At 59.6% G+C, this 20,664-nt stretch carries 20 protein-coding genes; 14 read left to right on the top strand and 6 right to left on the bottom strand.

Features of this window, described 5'->3' with window-relative positions; genetic code table 11:
* The first annotated feature begins 105 nt into the window (after positions 1-105).
* Entirely contained in the window at positions 106-1,650 is a 1,545-nt protein-coding gene (locus ACR0LX_RS02245; protein ID WP_480782381.1) for a trimethylamine methyltransferase family protein, read from the top strand.
* Here ACR0LX_RS02245 and ACR0LX_RS02240 read toward each other — a convergent pair whose 3' ends face one another.
* Positions 1,651-1,938, bottom strand: coding sequence for a DUF6477 family protein (locus tag ACR0LX_RS02240; protein ID WP_480782380.1), 288 nt, complete (start codon positions 1,936-1,938; stop codon positions 1,651-1,653).
* Positions 1,939-2,190: 252 nt separating this feature from the next.
* Here ACR0LX_RS02240 and ACR0LX_RS02235 point away from each other — a divergent pair, with 252 nt between their 5' ends.
* Entirely contained in the window at positions 2,191-3,291 is a 1,101-nt protein-coding gene (locus ACR0LX_RS02235) for a DUF6456 domain-containing protein (RefSeq protein ID WP_480782379.1), read from the top strand.
* 62 nt (positions 3,292-3,353) lie between these two features.
* Positions 3,354-4,277 (top strand): LysR substrate-binding domain-containing protein, encoded by a 924-nt coding sequence (locus ACR0LX_RS02230; RefSeq protein ID WP_480782378.1) that lies wholly within the window; start codon positions 3,354-3,356, stop codon positions 4,275-4,277.
* A gap of 42 nt (positions 4,278-4,319) precedes the next feature.
* On the opposite strand, the gene ACR0LX_RS02225 is transcribed toward ACR0LX_RS02230, so the two are convergent.
* The gene (locus tag ACR0LX_RS02225) at positions 4,320-4,868 is read right to left on the bottom strand and encodes a redoxin family protein (RefSeq protein ID WP_480569302.1); all 549 of its coding nucleotides are present in this window, start codon (positions 4,866-4,868) and stop codon (positions 4,320-4,322) included.
* A gap of 262 nt (positions 4,869-5,130) precedes the next feature.
* On the opposite strand from ACR0LX_RS02225, the gene lipA reads away from it, so the two are divergent.
* Positions 5,131-6,081 (top strand): lipoyl synthase, encoded by a 951-nt coding sequence (gene lipA / locus ACR0LX_RS02220; protein ID WP_480782377.1) that lies wholly within the window; start codon positions 5,131-5,133, stop codon positions 6,079-6,081.
* Entirely contained in the window at positions 6,078-7,235 is a 1,158-nt protein-coding gene (locus ACR0LX_RS02215) for an amidohydrolase (RefSeq protein WP_480782376.1), read from the top strand. The genes lipA and ACR0LX_RS02215 overlap by 4 nt, the downstream gene beginning before the upstream one ends.
* Here the strand turns inward: ACR0LX_RS02215 and hpt are convergent.
* Entirely contained in the window at positions 7,222-7,764 is a 543-nt protein-coding gene (hpt, locus tag ACR0LX_RS02210; RefSeq protein ID WP_480782375.1) for a hypoxanthine phosphoribosyltransferase, read from the bottom strand. The genes ACR0LX_RS02215 and hpt overlap by 14 nt on opposite strands.
* Before the next feature lie 72 nt (positions 7,765-7,836).
* Here hpt and ACR0LX_RS02205 point away from each other — a divergent pair, with 72 nt between their 5' ends.
* Together ACR0LX_RS02205 and ACR0LX_RS02200 are read left to right on the top strand one after the other, a co-directional pair.
* Positions 7,837-8,283, top strand: a complete 447-nt coding sequence (locus ACR0LX_RS02205; RefSeq protein ID WP_480782632.1) for a type II toxin-antitoxin system RatA family toxin — start codon at positions 7,837-7,839, stop codon at positions 8,281-8,283.
* Positions 8,284-8,321: 38 nt separating this feature from the next.
* Positions 8,322-9,617 carry an MmgE/PrpD family protein gene (locus ACR0LX_RS02200; RefSeq protein ID WP_480782374.1) on the top strand — a complete coding sequence of 432 codons (1,296 nt, stop codon included), beginning with the start codon at positions 8,322-8,324 and terminating at the stop codon, positions 9,615-9,617.
* Here ACR0LX_RS02200 and pyrC read toward each other — a convergent pair.
* The gene (gene pyrC / locus ACR0LX_RS02195) at positions 9,614-10,651 is read right to left on the bottom strand and encodes a dihydroorotase (protein ID WP_480782373.1); all 1,038 of its coding nucleotides are present in this window, start codon (positions 10,649-10,651) and stop codon (positions 9,614-9,616) included. The genes ACR0LX_RS02200 and pyrC overlap by 4 nt on opposite strands.
* 163 nt (positions 10,652-10,814) lie before the next feature.
* Here pyrC and ACR0LX_RS02190 point away from each other — a divergent pair, with 163 nt between their 5' ends.
* Together ACR0LX_RS02190 and ACR0LX_RS02185 are read left to right on the top strand one after the other, a co-directional pair.
* Positions 10,815-11,723: an AAA family ATPase gene (locus tag ACR0LX_RS02190; RefSeq protein ID WP_480782372.1), complete on the top strand. Its 909-nt coding sequence runs from the start codon at positions 10,815-10,817 to the stop codon at positions 11,721-11,723.
* A gap of 58 nt (positions 11,724-11,781) precedes the next feature.
* Positions 11,782-13,038 (top strand): vWA domain-containing protein, encoded by a 1,257-nt coding sequence (locus ACR0LX_RS02185; RefSeq protein WP_480782371.1) that lies wholly within the window; start codon positions 11,782-11,784, stop codon positions 13,036-13,038.
* 3 nt (positions 13,039-13,041) lie between these two features.
* On the opposite strand, the gene ACR0LX_RS02180 is transcribed toward ACR0LX_RS02185, so the two are convergent.
* Positions 13,042-13,542, bottom strand: coding sequence for a hypothetical protein (locus ACR0LX_RS02180; RefSeq protein WP_480569324.1), 501 nt, complete (start codon positions 13,540-13,542; stop codon positions 13,042-13,044).
* 234 nt (positions 13,543-13,776) lie between these two features.
* Between ACR0LX_RS02180 and ACR0LX_RS02175 the strand changes: the two genes are divergently transcribed.
* From ACR0LX_RS02175 to ACR0LX_RS02155, 5 genes are all read left to right on the top strand, one after another.
* Positions 13,777-14,745 (top strand): XdhC family protein, encoded by a 969-nt coding sequence (locus tag ACR0LX_RS02175; RefSeq protein WP_480782370.1) that lies wholly within the window; start codon positions 13,777-13,779, stop codon positions 14,743-14,745.
* Positions 14,742-15,743 carry a molybdopterin-binding protein gene (locus ACR0LX_RS02170; protein WP_480782369.1) on the top strand — a complete coding sequence of 334 codons (1,002 nt, stop codon included), beginning with the start codon at positions 14,742-14,744 and terminating at the stop codon, positions 15,741-15,743. Before ACR0LX_RS02175 ends, ACR0LX_RS02170 begins: the two co-directional genes overlap by 4 nt.
* Before the next feature lie 155 nt (positions 15,744-15,898).
* Positions 15,899-16,384, top strand: coding sequence for a (2Fe-2S)-binding protein (locus tag ACR0LX_RS02165; RefSeq protein ID WP_480782368.1), 486 nt, complete (start codon positions 15,899-15,901; stop codon positions 16,382-16,384).
* 82 nt (positions 16,385-16,466) lie between these two features.
* Positions 16,467-18,827 (top strand): xanthine dehydrogenase family protein molybdopterin-binding subunit, encoded by a 2,361-nt coding sequence (locus ACR0LX_RS02160; RefSeq protein ID WP_480782367.1) that lies wholly within the window; start codon positions 16,467-16,469, stop codon positions 18,825-18,827.
* A 95-nt stretch (positions 18,828-18,922) separates the two neighbouring features.
* A complete protein-coding gene (locus tag ACR0LX_RS02155; protein WP_480782366.1) occupies positions 18,923-19,714 on the top strand; it encodes an FAD binding domain-containing protein in 792 nt (263 codons plus the stop codon).
* Between the two features lie 23 nt (positions 19,715-19,737).
* On the opposite strand, the gene ACR0LX_RS02150 is transcribed toward ACR0LX_RS02155, so the two are convergent.
* Positions 19,738-20,643, bottom strand: a complete 906-nt coding sequence (locus ACR0LX_RS02150) for a MurR/RpiR family transcriptional regulator (RefSeq protein ID WP_480782365.1) — start codon at positions 20,641-20,643, stop codon at positions 19,738-19,740.
* Between the last annotated feature and the right edge of the window lie 21 nt (positions 20,644-20,664).

The raw sequence follows: 20,664 nt of genomic DNA, 5'->3' as shown, positions 1-20,664 counted from the left end.
GGGCATGTCGCTTTTATGTTCCAATGGCCGTTATCTTCCATTGGTCTCCCAAGTGGACAGGGTAAACAGTAGTCAATCTGGAATACCTGAACACGGGGAACACACATGGCTGAAGCATCAGCACGTCGCCGGAGTCGCGGTGGGGGCGGGGCCGCCCGTAGGGCCGAGCGCACCGCCGTCGTCATCGAAACCGCGAAATATATCGAGCGCAACATTCCAAATTTCGAGGTCCTGAACGAAGAGGCCCTGGAATTGATCGAAGCCAACGCGGAAACCGTGCTGGCCGAAGTTGGCGTCAATTTCGTTGACAATCCCGGCGCGCTTGAGCGTTGGCGCGAAGCGGGTGCAGATATTGACGGCGAACGGGTGCGCATTCCGCGCGGTCTGGCACGGCAATTGATCAAGACCGCGCCATCCCAGTTTACCCAGCACGCGCGCAACCCCGACAAGTCGGTGGTGGTCGGTGGCCGTAATATGGTTCTGGCCCCGGTCTATGGCCCGCCCTTCGTGCGGGACGCGCAGGGTGGACGCCGCTATGCGACGATGGACGATTTCAACAAGTTCGTGAAATTGGCTTATATGTCCAAATGGTTGCACCACTCGGGCGGTACCGTGTGCGAGCCGACAGACGTTCCGGTTAACAAGCGCCATCTGGATATGCTGATGGCGCATATGACCCTGTCCGACAAACCCTTCATGGGATCGGTGACCGAGCCCAGCCGCGCGCAGGATTCGGTCGAGATGTGCGAGATCCTGTTCGGCAAGGAGTTCGTCCAGGAAAACACAGTGATGACCTCGCTGACCAACATCAACTCGCCGATGACTTTCGACGATGTGATGATGGGCTCGCTGGAAGTCTATGCGCGCAATAACCAGGCGTGCATCATCTCACCCTTCATCGTCGGTGGTGCGATGGCACCGGTGTCCGTTGCGGGTACGTTGACGCAGGTTCTGGCCGAAGTTCTGGCGGGCGTTGCCTACAGCCAGCTTGTGCGCCCCGGCGCCCCGGCAATCTTTGGTGCGTTTGTGTCGTCGATCGACATGAACTCGGGCGCGCCCACCTTCGGCACGCCCGAGGCGGCTTTGATCACCTATGGCGCGGGCCAGTTGGCACGTCGTTTGGGGCTGCCATACCGCTCGGCGGGATCGTTCTGCGGGTCGAAACTGCCCGACGCGCAAGCGGCCTATGAGACTGCGAACTCGCTGAACATGGGTCTGATGGCGGGCGTGAACTTCATGCTGCATTCCTGCGGTTGGCTCGAAGGTGGCCTTGTGGCCGATTTCGAAAAGTTCGTAATGGACGCCGATCAGCTCGGTGTGCTTCATGGGCTGGCAAAAGGCGTTGCATACGACGAAAACGCGCTTGCGTTGGACGCCATTCGCGAGGTCGGGCCGGGCGGTCACTATCTTGGATGCGACCACACGCAGGCGAACTTCAAGGAGGCGTTCTGGAAGTCCGAGCTGTTGGACTACAAGCCATTTGAAACCTGGGAAGAAGAGGGCGGTCGCGACACCCGCACGCTGGCGACCTCGCGGGTCGAACATCTGCTTGCGAACTACAAACAGCCGCAGATCAACCCGGATACCAAGGCAGCACTGGACGCTTATGTTGCCGAGAAGAAAGCGTCCATGCCGGATGCGTTTACCTGATCACTGAAGGCGCGCGGCGCGGCTGGCATGGTACAGCTGCGCCTCGCCAATCAGGGCGATCATCAGATCCAAATGGCGCACTAGCGAATACGCGGCGTCATCCGCTTGGCGTTGCGCATTTAGATCCCGCTCAAGCTCCATCAAGCGGATCAATGCTGCGCCTGAAGCGGGCAAAGATCCATCGCCCAGAACACGTTGCAGGTGCCGGTCGCGGTCGTAATCCTGCGCCCCGATCTTTGCAGCCCGGGTCAACAGGCGTGGGCGGCGGAGGGTCGCGATCATTGTCATCAAGTCCTGCACGTTGTGTTCCTTTCCGTTCGATGTCGTTGGGAATGGTGTGACACAACTTTAACGGGTGTTGCCTCGCGTCACTTCGCGCCGAACGTTGGCTTCACGACTGTTTATCTTTTTGAATCAAATCTGGTCCTTGTCGTCTGTGATTAACGAACAAGTAACAAAACCGATTCTAGTTAGAATTGGTTAACTAAAAATCCGACGACGAACAGAGACGGTTTGTTTGGTCGACAAGGGCGAATAATGATGGAAAACAGCATGGCTTTCACTGTTCCTGCATGGGTCCCGGAAGGGGCGCAGCGATATCTGGATCACACCGAGTCCGGCAGATCCATACGCGATATCGCAAGGTCGGCAGGATGCCATGCCTCGACCATCCTCAGACAGATCCGCCGGATCGAGATGCGCCGGGATGATCCCCTTGTCGATGCGGCCTTGCAATCGCTGGCGCAGACGCATTTCCCGTCCGCTGGGAGATCGGCCATGCCTGTGCAAAGCAATCGGCAAGCGGAGGAGGCGCAAACTCCGGGCGAGGTCGAATTCGACCGCGAGGTTCTCCGCATCCTTCGCCGCCTGTGCGAGACGGGGGCGGTTCTGGCAGTTGCCGAGGATATGGACAAGGCCGTTGTCGTGCGTGACAGCGGTGACAATGGCACAGCACGAACCGCCGTCGTGGATTGCTCGATCGCGCAGGCTATGGCGTTGAATGACTGGATTAGCTGCGACAACCCGGGCCGAGTATCGCGCTATCGCATTTCGACATCGGGACGAGCGGCGCTGAGCGTTCTTGTGGCCAAATCCGAAAACCAGGCGCGGTCGCGTAGTGAATTCGGCATGGCCGAAGCGCCCGCGGCGTTTCAGCCTTGCGCTGCGGATACCTCGGGCGATCAACGGCAGCGGCGGGTGCGCTACAGCGCCGCTGAAAGCCCCCTGATCGCCTTGTCCCGGCGGCGGGACCGTCAGGGCAATCCGTTTCTGGATGAATCCCTTGTCGCGGCAGGCGAGCGATTGCGCGAAGATTTTGAACTCGCGCAAATCGGACCTCAAGTCGCGCAGAATTGGGAACGGTTTTTGACCGGCGGTGGTCGGGGTGGCGGGGAACCGGATGCATTTTCTGGTCAGGGGTCGTCTGATGCGCGCGGACGCGTGGCGCGCGCGTTGTCCGAACTTGGCCCTGGGCTAAGTGATGTGGCCCTGCGCTGTTGTTGCTATCTAGAAGGGTTGGAGCTTGCGGAAAAGCGCATGGGCTGGTCAGCGCGGTCAGGAAAGATCGTTCTACGGATCGCGCTGCAGCGGCTGAAGAGGCACTATGAGGATCAGGCCGAGCGGGACCGGATGATCGGCTAGTTGATTCACGTTCTGCCATTGGTTTTCATTGCGGTTTTGGTGGCAAATGATAATCAGTGGTTATGAATTTTACCCTCAGACAGTTGCAATATTTTCAGGCGGTTGCTGATCAACGAAATTTTGGTCGCGCCGCGCAGGTCTGCCATGTCTCGCAACCCGCCTTGTCGGTTCAGATCAAAGCTTTGGAGGATGTTATGGGCGGGCCGCTGTTCGAGCGGCAAGCCCGCGACATTCTGCTGACGCCATTGGGACGGGATGTTCTGGAGCGCGCAAGGCAGGTTCTGAATGCGGCCAGTGGGCTCGACCGGTTTGCGCGCGACCATTCGGGTGGTCACAGATCATTGTCGATCGGCATCATCCCCACAGTTGCGCCGTATTTGCTGCCCGGAGTTCTGGCAGGGCTTCGCGCCGGAGATGTCTCGCTAAGGGTTCAGATTCGCGAGGCCCGAACCGAGCGGCTTTTGTCTCTGCTGCGCACGGGTGAGATCGACGCCGCGGTTCTGGCTCTGCCGTCCGGAAGCAATGATCTGTACGAAGAGCCACTGTTCGAAGACAGGTTTCTGCTGGCCGGCAGTCCGGACCGTGTGGCGCGGATGGGATTGAACCCCGATGCGCTGCGCCCGGTCGACCTGAAGACCGCGCAGTTGATGCTGCTTGAAGACGGCCATTGCCTGACGGATCAGGCGCTTGAGGTCTGTGGCAAGGACCGGACCAGCGGTCAGATCAATATGGGCGCGTCATCTTTGGCAACATTGTCGCGTCTGGTGGCCGAAGGCTTCGGCCTGACCCTGATGCCCGAACTGGCCGCGAGATCTGAGACCGAGGCGGTCCCGGGTTTGCGGCTGTTGCGCTTCGGCGCGCCTCAGCCCTCGCGCACCATCGGTTTGGCGCGCCGCGCCTCGACAACGGATGAAGGCTGGTTCGCCGGGCTGGCGCAGGTGATCCGCGAAGTTGGAGAAGGGATCGTAAGCACGGCGCGGGTATGAAACGGCCCGCTTGTGGCGGGCCGGAACAGGAGCGTAAGGAGTTCAGGCCAGCGCAGGCTCGCGCGCCTCGTCCAGATGCTTCATCAGGTTTTCAGGCGACGATACGCCATAGGGATCCTCGGGGCAGTTGTCCATCAGACCAGGCTCTTCGAACCATGCTTCGACAACACCATCATTGACGATGGCTGCATAGCGCCACGAGCGCATGCCAAAACCCAGATTGTCCTTGTCGACCAGCATGCCCATCTTGCGCGTGAACTCACCCGAGCCGTCCGGGATCACCTGGACATTTTGCAGGCCCTGATCCTGCGCCCATTTGTTCATGACAAAGCTGTCATTGACCGACATGCAATAGATCGCGTCGATACCTTTGGCTGCGAAATCGGCATGGCCATTTTCAAATCCGGGCAGCTGATAAGTCGAACATGTGGGGGTAAATGCGCCGGGCAGCGAGAACAGAATCACGCGTTTGCCTGCGAAATAGTCGGCAGTGGTCTTGTCTTCCCAACGGAACGGGTTCGGACCTTCAATTGCTTCGTCGCGGACGCGAGTGTGAAAAGTGACTTGTGGAAGCGTCGTGCCGGCTTTCATGGATAAACTCCTGTGATTCACATGTATTCCGGGAGCTAGTTAAAACGATTCTAAATCGCCTTCAACAACGGAAATTCTGCGCACGCAAATACTCTGAAAGCCATGCAGTGCGTTATGAAAATTGCAAAAAAGTAAAATTTTGCATACGGTTTTCTGCGTTCGCAAAGAGCCTGCACATGGCGGCTATGCGCTGCTGCTATGGAGACATCGAAGAAACTGTGTTAGGCATGAATAAATTGACCCAAAGTCAGGAAAGCCGCCCGTGCGTGATCTGAAAATTCCCGAGCAACGTCATCCTGAAAAGGCTCATCGCCCAGATAATGCCCAACCCAAAAAGCCCAAATGGATACGGGTGAAGGCGCCTGGCGGCAAAGGCTATGCCGAAACGCATAAGATCATGCGTGAGAACAATCTGGTCACCGTCTGCGAAGAAGCCGGGTGTCCCAATGTTGGCGAGTGCTGGAGCCAGGGCCACGCCACCATGATGATCATGGGCGAAATCTGCACTCGTGGATGCACCTTCTGCAACATTGCCACCGGCCGCCCGGATACGCTGGATGTGTTCGAGCCCGGACGCGTGGCGCATGCGGTTGAAAAGCTGGGCCTGAATCACGTCGTTATCACCTCGGTCGACCGCGATGATCTTGAGGACGGCGGTGCCGAGCATTTTGCGCAGACGATCCGAGCGGTACGACACCGTTCGCCCCAAACAACCATCGAAATCCTGACGCCTGATTTTCTGAAATGTGATCCTTCGGTTTTGGAAACAGTGGTCGAGGCGAGGCCGGACGTATTCAACCACAACCTCGAGACCGTGCCGGGGCTCTATCCGCAGGTCCGTCCTGGCGCGCGGTATTTCCATTCACTGCGCCTTTTGCAGCGCGTGAAAGAGATGGACCCGTCGATGTTCACCAAGTCCGGCATCATGGTAGGTCTGGGTGAGGATGAGCAACAGGTCCGGCAGGTGATGGACGATATGCGTGCCGCGGATATCGATTTCCTGACCATTGGCCAGTACCTGCAACCCACGCCCAAGCACCACGGTGTCGACCGGTTTGTCACGCCCGAAGAGTTCGCGGCCTATGAAAAGGCGGCGTTCGGCAAGGGCTTTTTGATGGTCTCGGCGACCCCGCTGACACGGTCGTCCTATCACGCGGGCGATGACTTTGCCCGCCTGCGGGACGCGCGTCAGGCTAAGCTGAACCAAAGGTGACACCGCAGGATCTGGCGTGGCTTACGGCGCGCCGACAGGAACTGCACCAACACCCTGAGCTGTCCGGGGCCGAGCAGGCCACCGCTGCGACCATACGCGATTTGCTGCGCGACTGCGCGCCGGATCGTATCCTGACCGATATCGGCGGCCATGGGGTTGCTGCGATCTTTGACGGTGACCAGCCGGGGCCGATGGTGGCGATCCGCTGCGAGTTGGACGGGCTGCCGATTCAGGAGGTCTCGGACCTGCCTTATGCTTCAAAGCGTCCTGGCAAAGGGCACCTTTGTGGACATGACGGGCATATGGTCATGGTTCTTGGCGTTGCCCGCACCTTGGCAACGGCTCGACCAGCGGCCGGATCGGTCGCATTGATCTTTCAGCCTGCCGAAGAAACCGGCAAAGGCGCCGTAGCCTATCGTGACGATCCGCAATTCCTTTCGATTGCACCGGATTATGTGTTTTCACTGCACAACTTGCCGGGGTTGGAGCTCGGGGCGGTTGAGCTGTGCGAAGGCCCCGCCAATTGCGCCTCGCGCGGGATGCGCGTTGAACTGACCGGCAGGACCTCTCATGCAGCTGCGCCGCAGGATGGTGTTTCACCGGCGCAGGCTTTGGCCAGACTGATTCCCGCGATGGCCGATCTGGGGCAGGGTGGCGCGCTGGATGAAGCCTACGCGCTGACAACCGTGACCCATGCCAGTCTGGGCGCGGCGACCTTTGGGGTGGCTCCTGGTCAGGCGACGTTGTGGGTGACGCTGCGTACGGTCACGGACACGCGCATGGCCGACCTTGTCCGTTCGGCCGAGGCGCTTGTCATGCAGGATGCGCAGATTGAAGGTCTTGGCGTAACCATAGAATATGATGACATCTTTGACGCCTGTGCCAACAGTTCTGTAGCGGTTGAAATGCTGAAGAACGCGTGTTTGGCGCAAAACGTCTCGCTGCGACTGTCTTCTCAACCCCAGCGGTTCTCCGAAGATTTTGGCCAATTCGCAAAAAGTGCCGAAACCGCGATGTTTTGGCTGGGGGCCGGTGTCGATCACCCGCAATTGCACAACCCGGACTATGACTTCCCCGATGCCTTGATCCCTGTGGGTACCGGTGTTTTCTTGGCCGCGATTGCGCAGGTGCTTGGGCCGCTTAGTCCTCGATAAATCGAACTTTGCCAATGAACGGCAGGTTGCGATTGCGCTGCGCGTAGTCGATGCCGTAGCCAACGACAAATTCATCAGGGATTTCAAACCCGATCCAATCCGAGCGGAAGTCGACTTCGCGCCGACTGGGTTTGTCCAGCAAAGCGATGGATTTCAGACGTTTGGGTTTGCGACTGCGCAGCAATTTGGTCACGTGGTTCAGCGTATGCCCAGTATCGACGATATCTTCGACAACCAACACATCGCGACCTTCAATTGCGCCGCGTAAATCTTTGAGAATGCGAACTTCTCGGCTGCTTTCCATCGCGTCGCCATAGGATGACGCCTCAAGAAAATCGACCTCAATTGGCAGGTCCAGCTCGCGCACCAGATCGGCGATGAACACGAAGCTGCCGCGTAATAGACCGACGACAACCAGCTTGTCCGTCTCTCCGAATTCGGCGGTGATTTCCCTGCACAGTTCTTCGATCCGGGCCGCGATGGCCTTGGCCGAGATCATCTCATCTATCACATATGCGCGGTCGCTCATCACTGCCCCCTTGATCTTTGGCGCGCAACATACGACATGACGCGCCATTGTCACCTCAAAATGCCCGAAGTCATGCCAACTCATTCCGAAACCAGACATCTGCCCTATACCGCCCAGCAAATGTACGATCTGGTTGGTGATGTGGCGAAATACCCCGAGTTTCTGCCCTGGTGCGCGGCAGCACGCATCCGACGCACCTATGAGGCCGGTGAGGGCAAGGTGCTCGAGGCGGATCTGGTGATTTCCTTCAAGGTCTTCCGCGAACGCTTCGGCAGCCGCGTAACGCTGTTTGATGGGCAAAAGAAGATCGACACCGAATATCTGGACGGCCCGTTCAAGTACATGCGTTCGGACTGGCAGTTCGAGGACGCGCCCGATGGCGGTTGCAACGTGTCCTTTCACGTTGATTTCGAGTTCAAGAACGCGGTGCTTCAAGGCATCATCGGCGTTGTCTTCAACGAAGCGATGCATCGGATTGTCCGTGCCTTCGAACAGCGGGCAGCCGCACTTTACGGCTGAGGGTTTACCCCCGCACCGCGCGCGCTAGACTGCGCCCCATGACCGATCTTACCTCAGCATTGGCTGCATTCGCCGCAGGCCCCGTTTCAACAACGGCGCAGGTCCGTATCGTGACCTCTCTGTCCGCCCTGGACTGGCTCGCCGTTGGGCGTGCGGGCGTGGATGAGCCCGTATCGCGCATAATCCGTGATCTGGTCCTGTCCGAAGGCGGGGCCGAGCAGGCACAACTGTTCGGTGGCGGTGCTGCACCGCTTCGGGCGGCGGCTTTGGCGAACGGAACCGTGTCGCATGCGCTGGACTATGACGATACGCATTTTGCCCACATTGGCCATCCGTCGGTCGCCGTGTTTCCAGCGGTCCTTGGTATCGCTGCATATGAAGACAAACCCATCGTCGATGTGCTTGAGGCCGCGTTGATCGGCATGGAACTGTCCATTCGAATGGGGCTCTGGCTGGGGCGCGGCCATTACCAGTTGGGTTTCCATCAGACCGCCACGGCGGGCGCTTTTGGCGCTGCGGTTGCGGCGGGCCGCGTGATGGGCTTTGACAGCGATCAGATGCGCAAGGTTCTGGGCCTGACAGCCACTTGCGCTGCGGGTCAGAAAGCGCAGTTCGGCACAATGGGAAAACCATATAACGCGGGTCTGGCGGCCTCGAACGGGGTTGAGGCGGCGCTGCTGATCCGCGAAGGCTTTGCGCCCAATGCAAACGCCATCGAGGGTCCGTTTGGGTTCGGCGCGACACACGACGGGGCAAACGACACCGATGCTGCGCTGGATGGGCTGGGAGAGGACTGGGTATTCGAGCAGGTCAGCCATAAGTTCCACGCCTGCTGTCACGGACTGCACGCAGCGCTCGAGGCGGCGCGCGATCTGGATATCGCCGAACCCGAAGTGGCCGAGATCAGGATCAAAACGAATCCACGATGGATGAGCGTGTGCAACCAATTGGCGCCAACCACCGGGCTGGGTGCAAAGTTCTCGTACCGTACCGTGATTGCGATGCAGGCGCTGGGATATGACACGGCATTGCCCGATAGTTTCTCGGATGAGGTCTGCGCAGACCTACGCCTGCAATCCCTGCGCGACAGGATCACGGTTCAGGCGGATGAAACCTTGTCCGAGACGCAGGCACATCTGTCTCTTTTGCGCCGCGATGGCGCACGGCGCGAGGCCGATCACGATCTGATGGCACCGCTTTCGCTTTCCGTACGCGAAGACCGCGTGCGCGAAAAGGCATCAAAGCTGATTGGGGGCGATACGTCGGACGCCATTTGGTCGATGCTGCGCACCGGCGGGCGCGCAGCGGATTTGGCGGCCCGGATGAGCCGTTAAGCCACGCGCCAGTGCAAAGGGAAACCGGGATCGAATACGGTGACAGGACCGTCGCCGGTTTCGATTTTGGTCGGGTAGTTCACCGGTTCGCCCTTGGTCAGCGTGATCGTCCCGTCGTTCGCCGGCAACCGATAGAAGGCCGGGCCGTTCAGCGATACAAACGCTTCCAGAGTGGTCAGCGCGTCAGCGCGGTCGAACATCTCGGCAACCAGAGACATCGTGTTCGTCGCGGTAAAGCATCCCGCGCAACCGCAGGCCATTTCCTTGTTGTCGTCGGTATGTGGCGCGCTGTCCGTGCCCAGGAAGAACCGGCTGTCGCCCGACGTCGCTGCTGCAACAAGGGCCAGGCGGTGCTCTTCGCGTTTGGCGACCGGCAGGCAATAGTAGTGTGGCTTGATGCCCCCGACGAGGATGTGATTGCGGTTAATGATCAGATGATGCGCCGTGATGGTTGCGCCCAGATCGGTCTCGTTCGCCTTTACATAGTCAACGCCGTTTGAGGTGGTGATATGTTCCATCACAACGCGCAGACCGGGTGTCGTCCGGCGGATCGGATCCAAAACACGATCGATGAACACGGCCTCACGGTCAAAGATATCGATCTCGGCATCCGTGACTTCGCCATGCACGCACATCGGCAGGCCGATCTCGGCCATCTTTTCCAGCACCGGTCGCACATTGTCGAAATTGCGCACGCCCGAGGCTGAATTGGTCGTCGCCCCGGCCGGGTACAGCTTGACCGCTTTGACCAGACCGCTCGCATGGGCGGCGGCGACGTCGTTGGCGTCGGTATCCTCGGTCAGGTACAAGGTCATCAATGGCTCGAACGTCATGCCCTCGGGCAGAGCGGCCAGAATGCGGTCGCGATAGGCGGCAGCCTGATCGCCCCGCACGACGGGCGGCACCAGGTTCGGCATGATGATCGCGCGGCCAAAATGGCGCGCGGTTTCGGGCAAGACGGCCTGCAACATTGCGCCATCGCGCAGGTGCAAGTGCCAGTCGTCGGGGCGGCGGATCGTCAGGGTATCGGTCATGGCCCCCCCCGCTAGCACAGCCATTGCCAAAGACCAACCGGGGCTGTCGTTCCGAAAGAAAAAACTTGTCAACTTGCCGGATCGCCGTCGCTCTGACCGGGGGTGAGGGCTTGACGACCATGCGGTTGCATGACCTGTTAACCGGAACAGAGACGAGAGGCCCATGTCACAGCCAAATTCCATCGACGCGGTGCAGCAAATGCTGACAGAACAGGGCTATGTCTGTGGCCGTGCACTGGCGACAGTTGTCTTCCTGTCGCTTACCCTGGGCCGACCCTTGTTCCTGGAGGGCGAAGCAGGTGTTGGCAAAACCGAGATCGCCAAGGCACTGGCCGCCGGGCTGAATCGCCGTCTGATCCGGTTGCAGTGTTACGAGGGGCTGGATGCCTCCTCGGCGGTGTACGAGTGGAACTTTCCGGCGCAGATGGTTGCCATTCGCACCGCCGAAGCTTCGGGCAACGCCGACCGCGGGGCCTTGCAGACCGAGCTGTTCTCGGATGACTACCTGATCGAACGCCCGCTTTTGCAAGCGATGCGCCCCGATGAAAACGGCGCGCCAGTTTTGCTGATCGATGAGCTTGACCGCACCGATGAACCGTTCGAGGCGTTTCTGCTCGAAGCGCTCAGCGACTTTCAGGTTACGATCCCGGAACTTGGTACCATCTCAGCGCCCCAGCCGCCGATTGTCATCGTCACTTCTAACCGCACGCGCGAGGTGCACGATGCCCTCAAACGCCGCTGCCTGTATCACTGGGTCGACTACCCGGACTTTGACCGCGAGATCGATATCCTGCGCGCCCGTGCGCCCGAAGCAGCCGAGGCGCTCAGCCGTGAGGTCGTAGCCTTTGTTCAGCGCCTGCGCACCGAGGATCTGTTCAAAAAGCCGGGTGTCGCGGAAACGATCGACTGGGCCAAATGCCTTCTGGCGCTGGACGTGCTCAACCTGAGCCCAGAAGTGATCGGCGATACTCTTGGTGCGGTCCTGAAATATCAGGACGACATCCAGAAACTTCAGGGGGCCGAGGCCAAGCGCATTCTGGACGAAGCCAAGGCCACACTCGAACCCGCGTGATGCTTCTTCTGTTCAAAAATACCTCGGGGGTATGGGGGCAGCGCCCCCATGAAGGTTGATGGCCGAGCAACTCCCGCTGGACATTCCCGACACTCCCAAACTGGCACAGAACATTACTCATTTCGCCCGGGCGTTACGCAAGGCCGGTTTGCCGATTGGCACCGGGCGAGTCGTGGACGCGATACGGGCGGTTCAGGCCGCAGGCTTTACCGAAAAGCGCGATTTCTACTGGACCCTGCATGCCTGTTTCGTCAGCCGTCCTGAACACCGAACGGTATTTGCGCAGGTCTTTCGCCTGTATTGGCGAGATCCACGGTATCTGGAACACATGATGGCGATGATGCTGCCTGCCATTCGCGGCGTGCAGGACGAGCGGCAAGCAGATGCCGCCGAGAAACGTGCCGCCGAGGCGTTGCTGGACGGTGTCGAACGGGATCAGCCCGAGGTCGCTGAACAGGAGGGCGAAACCGAGATCGATATCGACGCGACCCAGACCGCGTCGTCCGAGGAGCGCCTGCGCAGTCTCGACTTCGAACAAATGAGCACCGATGAGGTCGCGCAGGCCAAACGTATGCTCGCGCAGCTGACTCTCCCGGTTCAGCCCATCCCTTCACGTCGTGGGCAAGTCAGCCATCTGGGCCACCGTATCGACCGCGCACGTACCCTACGCAACGCCATGCGTCAGGGCGGCGAGCTGCATCACATCGCCCTGCGTCAGCCGAAACCGCGCTGGCCCAATCTGGTGGCGCTCTGCGATATCTCGGGATCGATGAGCCAATACAGCCGCATCATCCTGCATTTCCTGCACACGGTTTCGAACGCCAAAGGTGCGGGCTGGGCCAAGGTTCACGCGTTCACCTTCGGCACTCGCCTGACCAATATCACCCGCCATCTGCACCAACGCGACGTTGACGCAGCACTGTCAGCAGCAGGGGCCGAGGCGCAGGATTGGGAGGGTGGAACACGGATCGGCGATTGCTTGCATCAGTTCAACCGCGATTGGTCGCGCCGCGTCATGGGGCAGGGGGCGGTTGTCCTGCTGATCACCGATGGGTTGGAGCGGGGCGCGCCCGAACAGCTTGAGAAGGAAGTCGAACGCCTGCACTTGTCCTGCCGCCGATTGATCTGGCTGAACCCGTTATTACGCTGGGATGGCTTTGCGCCCCGGGCGCTGGGGATCAAAACGATGCTGCCGCATGTCGACAGTTTCCGCGCCGGGCACTCGATTGCATCGCTTGAAGATCTGGCCGCCGTCATTTCTCAGCCCGACGACCAGGGGCAGAAAGCGCGGTTGATGGCCGCGCTCTCCGATTGAGCCTCAGGAAAGTTGCTCTTCGTTGCACTTGCGGGCCATTTCCATGGCCTTGTAGGTGCCGGTCAGATCGACGGTGAAGGCGAAATCCTTCTCGGGGAACACGATCATGACTTCTTTCTTAGCAAGATCATCGGCAAACTGAGGATCATCCGACAGTACGTAGCCGCCCGAATAGCCCTTGGTAATGTTGCCTTTCATGCCAGTGGCTTCGCCGACATAGATGTTTTCGCCCAGCAGAATGGCAACTGCCTCTTTCTCGCCGCGCTTGATATCAGTTTTGGCTTTGGTGAATACACCAACATAGCCGACGCCGCGATCCTCGGTCAGGCCCATCTGGACAACGTTCTCGGCGTCATCGACAGCTTCGATCAGGCAGGATTTCTTGTCTTCGTCGATAAAGACCTTCCAGCCCTCGACCTCGCCATAGCGCAGAAATGTGTCCGCCGAAACAGCCGAGGCAGCGGCCAGGCCGAGTGCGGCAGCGATTGGGAAAATGCGTTTCAACTCTTTGTCTCCGTTTGAAAATATCAGGGGGTCATGCAGATGCAGCCGCGTCTGCCCGTGCAGGCTAGAACCCGGATCAAACATAATCAATGCTTTATCTGTTTGAATGTGAAATGGGCTGAAAACCCGCATTACCGCTGCCATTTTGCTATTCGCGCATCCCCGATACGAAAGGGCCGCTTTTCATTGCCACAAAGCTCCCTATGTTTGATTGCAACACCGTCAGAGGTCTCGATGAACAGATTCGACAGCAGCCCGGAAACCGCGCTGGATTGGTATCGCAACGGCAAAGGGGCAGCCCTTGCCACCGTTGTGCAGACCTGGGGCAGCGCCCCTCGGCGTGTGGGCTCGCAGCTGGTGATCGGAGCGGATGCGCAGATCGAAGGTTCGGTGTCGGGCGGGTGCGTCGAAGGGGCAGTGATCGTCGAGGCACTGGAAGCGATCGAAGAAGGTGAGGCACGTCTGCTGGAATTTGGCGTCAGCGACGAAGACGCCTTTGCTGTGGGTCTGGCATGTGGCGGTACCATTCGGGTGCTGGTCGAGCCGGTGGGCAAGGTGCTGCCCGAGGCGATGTTGGCCGAACTGGTCGCTGCCCGGGCTGAACGTCATCCAATTGCATATGAGGTCAATGTCGAAACCGGCCACCGTGCCCTGCGCCGCAATGCCTATGCCGACCGCCTGCGGATGGACCGGTCGGGCTTTGAGGACGATGGCCAAACTTTCGTGGCGGTCCATAACCCTCCGTTGCGGCTGATCGTCGTCGGAGCAGTTCACATCGCTCAGGCGCTGGTGCCGATGGCGCGCATTGCAGGCTATGATCCGGCCATTGTAGACCCGCGCGAGACATTTGCTTCAGCCGCGCGCTTTCCGGGGGAAAAGATTCTCACTGACTGGCCGGACGAAGCCGTGGCACAACTGGGATTAGATTCGCGTACAGCGCTGGTTCTGCTGACGCATGACCCGAAACTGGACGACCCCGCATTGCAGGCCGCCCTGAAAGCCAACGTGTTCTACATCGGTGCGCTGGGGTCTACCCGCACTCACGCCAAACGGATCGAACGTATGGCAGAGGCTGGTTTCACCGATGCGGATATCGCCCGGATACACGGCCCCATTGGGTTGGATATCGGCGCAGCGGATCCATCCGAAATCGCGGTCGCGATTCTGGCGCAGATGACCGCCGTATTGCGGGGTAAGGCGTGAAGTTTGGCGCGGTCCCGGTCGCGCACGCCGAGGGTGCGATACTGGCGCATTCGGTCAAGCTGGACGATCGTAAGCTGCGCAAAGGTTTATCGCTGACGGGTGAGCACATCGCGTTGATGGGGCAAGCTGGCCTGACCGAGATCACCGTCGCGCGGCTGGAGACCGGCGATTGTCACGAAGATGAGGCCGCGCAACGTCTGGCTTCCGCATTGGTGCCGGATCCCTCTGCGGCCAACCTGCGCGTGACCGAAGCCTTTACCGGACGTGTAAACCTGCTGGCAGAGGGGCCCGGCGTGGTCGTGCTGGATGTCGCTGCTTTGGAAGAGTTCAACCGCGTCAACCCGATGATCACCGTCGCTACAGTTCCGCAACATCAGCAGATGAGCGCAGGCGGTATGGTGGCAACGATCAAGGTGATCTCTTACGCGGTGCCCGGGGCCGACGTATCACGGGCGGCAGAGCTGGCCCGCGCCGCGATCCGGCTTGCAACGCCCGTGGTCAGGACAGCAGGTTTGGTTGTCACGGATATTCCCGGTGGTCCGCCCAATGAAAAGGGTATCGCTGCGATCAGGGGTCGGATTGAGGCGCTGGGGATGAACCTGACGGATGTAAAGGTCGTTGCGCATCGCTCCGAAGTTCTTGCGCAGGCGCTGACTTCTCTCCAGGGCGAGGTGGCGATGATATTGACCGGATCGGCGACCTCGGACCCGCACGATGTCGCGCCCGAGGCAGTACGCATCGCTGGCGGCAAGGTCGACCGATTTGGGATGCCGGTCGACCCCGGAAACCTGCTGTTTCTGGGATCGTTGCAGAATCGTTCCGTGATCGGTCTGCCCGGTTGCGCTCGGTCGCCGGCGCTGAATGGGGCGGATTGGGTTTTGTCCCGAGTCGTGTGCGGGATCGAAACCTCGGGCGATGACATTTCAGCGATGGGTGTCGGCGGGCTGCTCAAGGAAATTCCGTCCAGACCGCAGCCGCGCGCCAGAAAAGGCGTGTGACGCAACGGCACTTTTGCCCTTTGTGCCAATCAGTACATGTTCTGAGTGTTTGACCGGGAAGCTGCGGAAATCCCGGACAAAAAATTTGTTCTCAAAGAATAATTACCGTGTTTAACTCGACCCCAAGGGAGAAACACAAAAATCGGGAGGAGCTTATGACACAGGTCTCAATGACCGTGAACGGGAAATCCGTGAGCGGTGATGTCGAGGGCCGGACATTGCTGTCCAGCTTTCTGCGGGATCACCTGTCGCTGACGGGAACGCATGTGGGATGCGATACAGCGCAATGTGGGGCGTGCGTTGTCCATGTGAATGGGCAGGCGGTCAAATCCTGCAACATGTTGGCCCTTGAGGCCGATGGCGCGGATGTGGGCACGATCGAGGGGCAGGCGAATGCTGATGGCTCACTGAACGTGATCCAGCAGGCGTTTCAGGATCACCACGGGCTGCAATGCGGGTTCTGTACCCCGGGCATGGTGATGAGTGCTGCGGCGTTGCTGAAAGACAATCCGCGCCCGACCGAAGCCGAGATCCGCAAGTATCTGGAAGGCAACCTGTGTCGCTGCACCGGTTACCACAACATCGTCAAGGCGATCATGGCCGCATCGGGCCAGGACGCCAGCAGCATCGCTGCCGAATGATGCCACTGCGGGCGTAAGAGGAAAGACGCCCGTGGGATGACAAAGGGTGCATCAGCATCCGTTTATGGGAGGAGAACAAGCAATGCCCAAAGACAGTGGCATCGGAGCCAGTTCCAAGCGGCGCGAGGACGTGCGCTTTCTGACCGGAGCGGGCAATTACACCGACGACATCAACGTACATGGCCAGGCCTATGTACATTTTCTGCGATCAGATATTGCGCATGGACGGATCAATTCCGTGGATACAGCGGCCGCCGAGGCCATGCCCGGCGTGGTCAAAGTTTTCACCGGCAAGGATTTCGAAGGCGTGGGCGGCATGCCCTGCGGCTGGGAGGTGACCGACAAGCACGGCGCACCCATGCAAGAGCCGCCGCATCCGATCTTGGCCCAGGGCAAGGTGCGCCATGTGGGCGATCCGATAGCTGCCGTGGTGGCCGACAGTCTGGAACAGGCCCGCGACGCGGCTGAGGCAATCGAGGTCGACATCGAAGAACTGACCGCTGTGATCGACATGAAGGCCGCAGCGCAGGATGGCGCGACGCTGGTCCATGACGATCTGAAGAACAACATCTGCTATGACTGGCAGTTGGGTGAGGCCGACGATGCCAAGGTCAATGACGTGTTCGCCAATGCGGCGCATGTCACGACGCTGGATCTGGTCAACAACCGTCTGGTTGCCAATCCGATGGAGCCGCGTGTGGCGGTAGCGGAATACAGCCGGGGAACCGAGGAATATACGCTCTATACCACGTCGCAGAACCCGCATGTAATCCGGTTGCTGATGTGCGCCTTTGTGTTAGGCCTGCCCGAGCACAAGGTCCGCGTCGTCGCGCCGGATGTGGGCGGTGGTTTTGGCACCAAGATTTTCCACTATGCGGAAGAGGCGTTCTGCACCTTCGCCGCCAAGGCGTGTGGCCGTCCTGTCAAATGGACCTCAAGCCGGTCCGAGGCGTTCATGTCGGATGCCCATGGCCGCGATCATGTCAGCAAGATCGAATTGGCGCTGGATGCGGACAACAACTTCATCGGTCTGCGGACGAATACTTACGCCAATCTGGGTGCGTATCTGTCGACCTTCTCGAGTTCGGTACCGACCTGGCTGCATGGCACGCTGATGGCGGGCAACTACAAGACGCCGGTCATTCAGGTGAATGTGAAGGCGATGTTCACCAACACGGTGCCAGTAGATGCCTATCGTGGCGCGGGTCGTCCCGAGGCGACGTTCCAACTGGAACGCGTGGTCGACAAAGCCGCGCGCGAGTTGGGGGTCGATCCGATCGCGTTGCGTCGTCAGAACTTTATCACCCAGTTCCCATACGACACGCCAGTGGCTCTGACCTATGACACCGGCAACTACAATGGGACAATGGACAAGCTTGAAGCCGCTGCAGATATGGCTGGCTTTGCCGCGCGTCGTGCGCAAAGCGAGGCGAATGGGAAACTGCGCGGTCTCGGCATAAATTGCTATATCGAGGCCTGTGGCATTGCGCCCTCGAACATCGTCGGAATGCTGGGGGCCCGGGCGGGTCTTTATGATGCGGCGACCGTTCGGGTGAACGCGACTGGGTCTATCAGCGTCATGGTGGGCGCACATAGCCACGGGCAGGGGCACGAAACGGCCTTCCCGCAGGTTGTGGCCGACATGATCGGCATCGATGAATCAATGGTTGAGATCGTGCATGGCGACACCTCGAAGATTCCGTTTGGCATGGGAACCTATGGCTCGCGCTCGCTGGCGGTCTGTGGCTCGGCCATGGTCAAGGCGACCGAAAAGGTGATCGAAAAGGCCAAGCGGATTGCAGCCCACCTGTTGGAAGCGTCCGAGGCGGATATCGAACTGAAAGACGGTCAGTTCAGCGTTGCCGGCACCGACAAGTCGGTGGCCTGGGGCGATGTGACCCTGACGGCCTATGTTCCGCACAACTATCCGCTGGAGGTTGAACCGGGGCTGGAGGAAACCGCGTTTTATGACCCGGCCAACTTCACCTTCCCGGCGGGGGCCTATGCCTGCGAGGTAGAGGTTGATCCGGAAACCGGTCAGGTCAGCATCGAGAAGTTCACTGCGGCGGATGACTTTGGCAACATCATCAATCCGATGATCGTGGATGGTCAGGTGCATGGCGGTATCGGTCAGGGTATCGGTCAGGCTCTGCTGGAGAACTGCGCTTATGACGAAAACGGCCAGCTGCTGAGCGCGTCCTATATGGATTATGCGATGCCGCGTGCGGACGATGTACCGTTCTATGCCGTGGACCATTCCAGCCAGACCCCCTGTACGCACAATCCGCTAGGCGTGAAGGGCTGTGGTGAGGCTGGTGCGATCGGATCGCCACCTGCGGTGGTCAATGCGGTTCTGGACGCGCTGAACTCTGGCGGCAAGGCGGTGGATCACATCGACATGCCGGTGAGCCCGTCGCGTGTCTGGGCGGCGATGAATGGTTGAGGCGTTGGCGTGCGAGGGGCCAGCCCCTCGCGCTCCCCGGAGTATTTCCAAAAAGATGAAGGGCGGATCGGTGCCTTTCGGAAAGGAAGAGCGAAATGTACAATTTCGAGTTTGAGAAACCCTCGACCATAGCCGACGCGGTTGCGGCGTTAGGCGGCGAGGATGCGCAGGCGTTGGGGGGCGGGCAGACCCTGATCCCGACATTGAAGCAGCGATTGGCGGCACCGTCTTCGCTGGTGTCCCTTGGTGGGATTCCCGAGATGCAGGGCGTGTGTATCGAGGATGACGGTTCGGTATCGATCGGCGGCGCGACGACCCATGCGTCGGTCGCGTCTGAGGCCGCTGCCAGCTATCCGGCGCTGGCGGCGCTGGCCGGTCAGATCGGTGATCCTGCGGTGCGCAACCGGGGCACCATTGGCGGGTCGATTGCCAACAACGATCCGGCGGCCTGTTATCCGGCAGCCGCGCTGGGGTCGGGGGCGGTCATTCGGACCAATAGCCGCGAGATCGCGGCGGATGACTTTTTTGAGGGCATGTTCAGCACCGCACTCGATGAGGGTGAGATTATCACCACTGTCCGGTTTCCAGTGCCGCAGGCGGCAAGTTATCAGAAATTTCTGCAACCGGCCTCGCGTTTTGCGCTTGTCGGTGTGTTTCTGGCGCGGTTCGCGGGCGGTGTTCGCGTCGCGGTCACCGGTGCAAGCGAGGACGGCGTATTCCGCTGGACCGAGGCCGAGCAGGCGCTGAACAACGCTTTTGGCCCTGATGCCTTGATGGATTTGCACGTAAACCCGATGAACATGATCGCAGACTTGCACGGTAGCAAGGACTATCGCGCACATCTGGTCAGCGTCATGACCAAACGGGCTGTTCAAGCCTGTATGTAATGTCTTTTGCGGACCTCCGGCACTTAGCCGGGGGTTTTCCTGATTTTAGGTGGTCTTGACGGTTGCCAATAGGCTCCGCTGTCTTCGCGCGCCTTCAGGTGTCGTTCGGCTCTTTGGCGCGCGGTTGGGCCGCCAGATGTTGTGATGTGTCCCAGCAGACATTCCAGCACCGCCATCGCACCGGAAAAACTGGAGAAATGGTGCAGCGACCGCGTGCTGATCGGCAGGATTACGTCGGGCGAAAGGCCCGGTGCGATCACGTCGCTGTCGGAAAGTAGGACGATCGCAAGGCCCTGTTCCTGCGCAAAGCGTATGGCTTGAATGGTGTCGGCAGAATAGGGGTGAACGGTTATTGCGAACAGGCAATCCGCATCGTCTGCATCCAGCAAATCGTCCGCAGCTGTTCCCACATGTCGCGGGATGAGTTGAAGACCGGGATGCGCCATGCGCCCGGCATAGTGAAAATAGTAGGCGAGCGCGTAGCTTGCGCGCGAGGCGGTGATGAAACAGCTTTTCGACCTCATAATGAGTTGGGTTGCCTGCTTGACCTTGCCCGGCTCGAGCATGCGAAGCGATCGGGTCACCACGTTCAGTTCATTCCTTGCGTGGTCTGCCTGCGCAACACCAAAGGTATCTTCCTGCCGCATACGGTGCAGCCAGTCCTGATTAAGCCGGTCCTCACCGTCAGTGACCAGCGCGTCGCGAAAGGGAAGGCGAAAGGCATCATACCCGTCGAACCCCATGCGCTGCGCGAGGCGAACCAGAACATTTGAACTGACGCCAATTTTTCCAGCCGTTACGCGAATGGGGTCGAGGCCGAAATCGCCCGGATGATCGATGATGTACTTCGCTGCTGCCTGCAATTGGGACGGCATCGCGTCGATCCCGCGGCGCAGGCGATCGGTCAATTGATTGAGGCGTTGTGTCATGTGGGTAAAAAAACAAATGTT

The sequence above is a fragment of the Ruegeria sp. CH11 genome, assembly GCF_056537105.1.
Note: the sequence above shows the minus strand (reverse complement) of the source record. Positions and strands in the feature narration are given on the sequence as shown.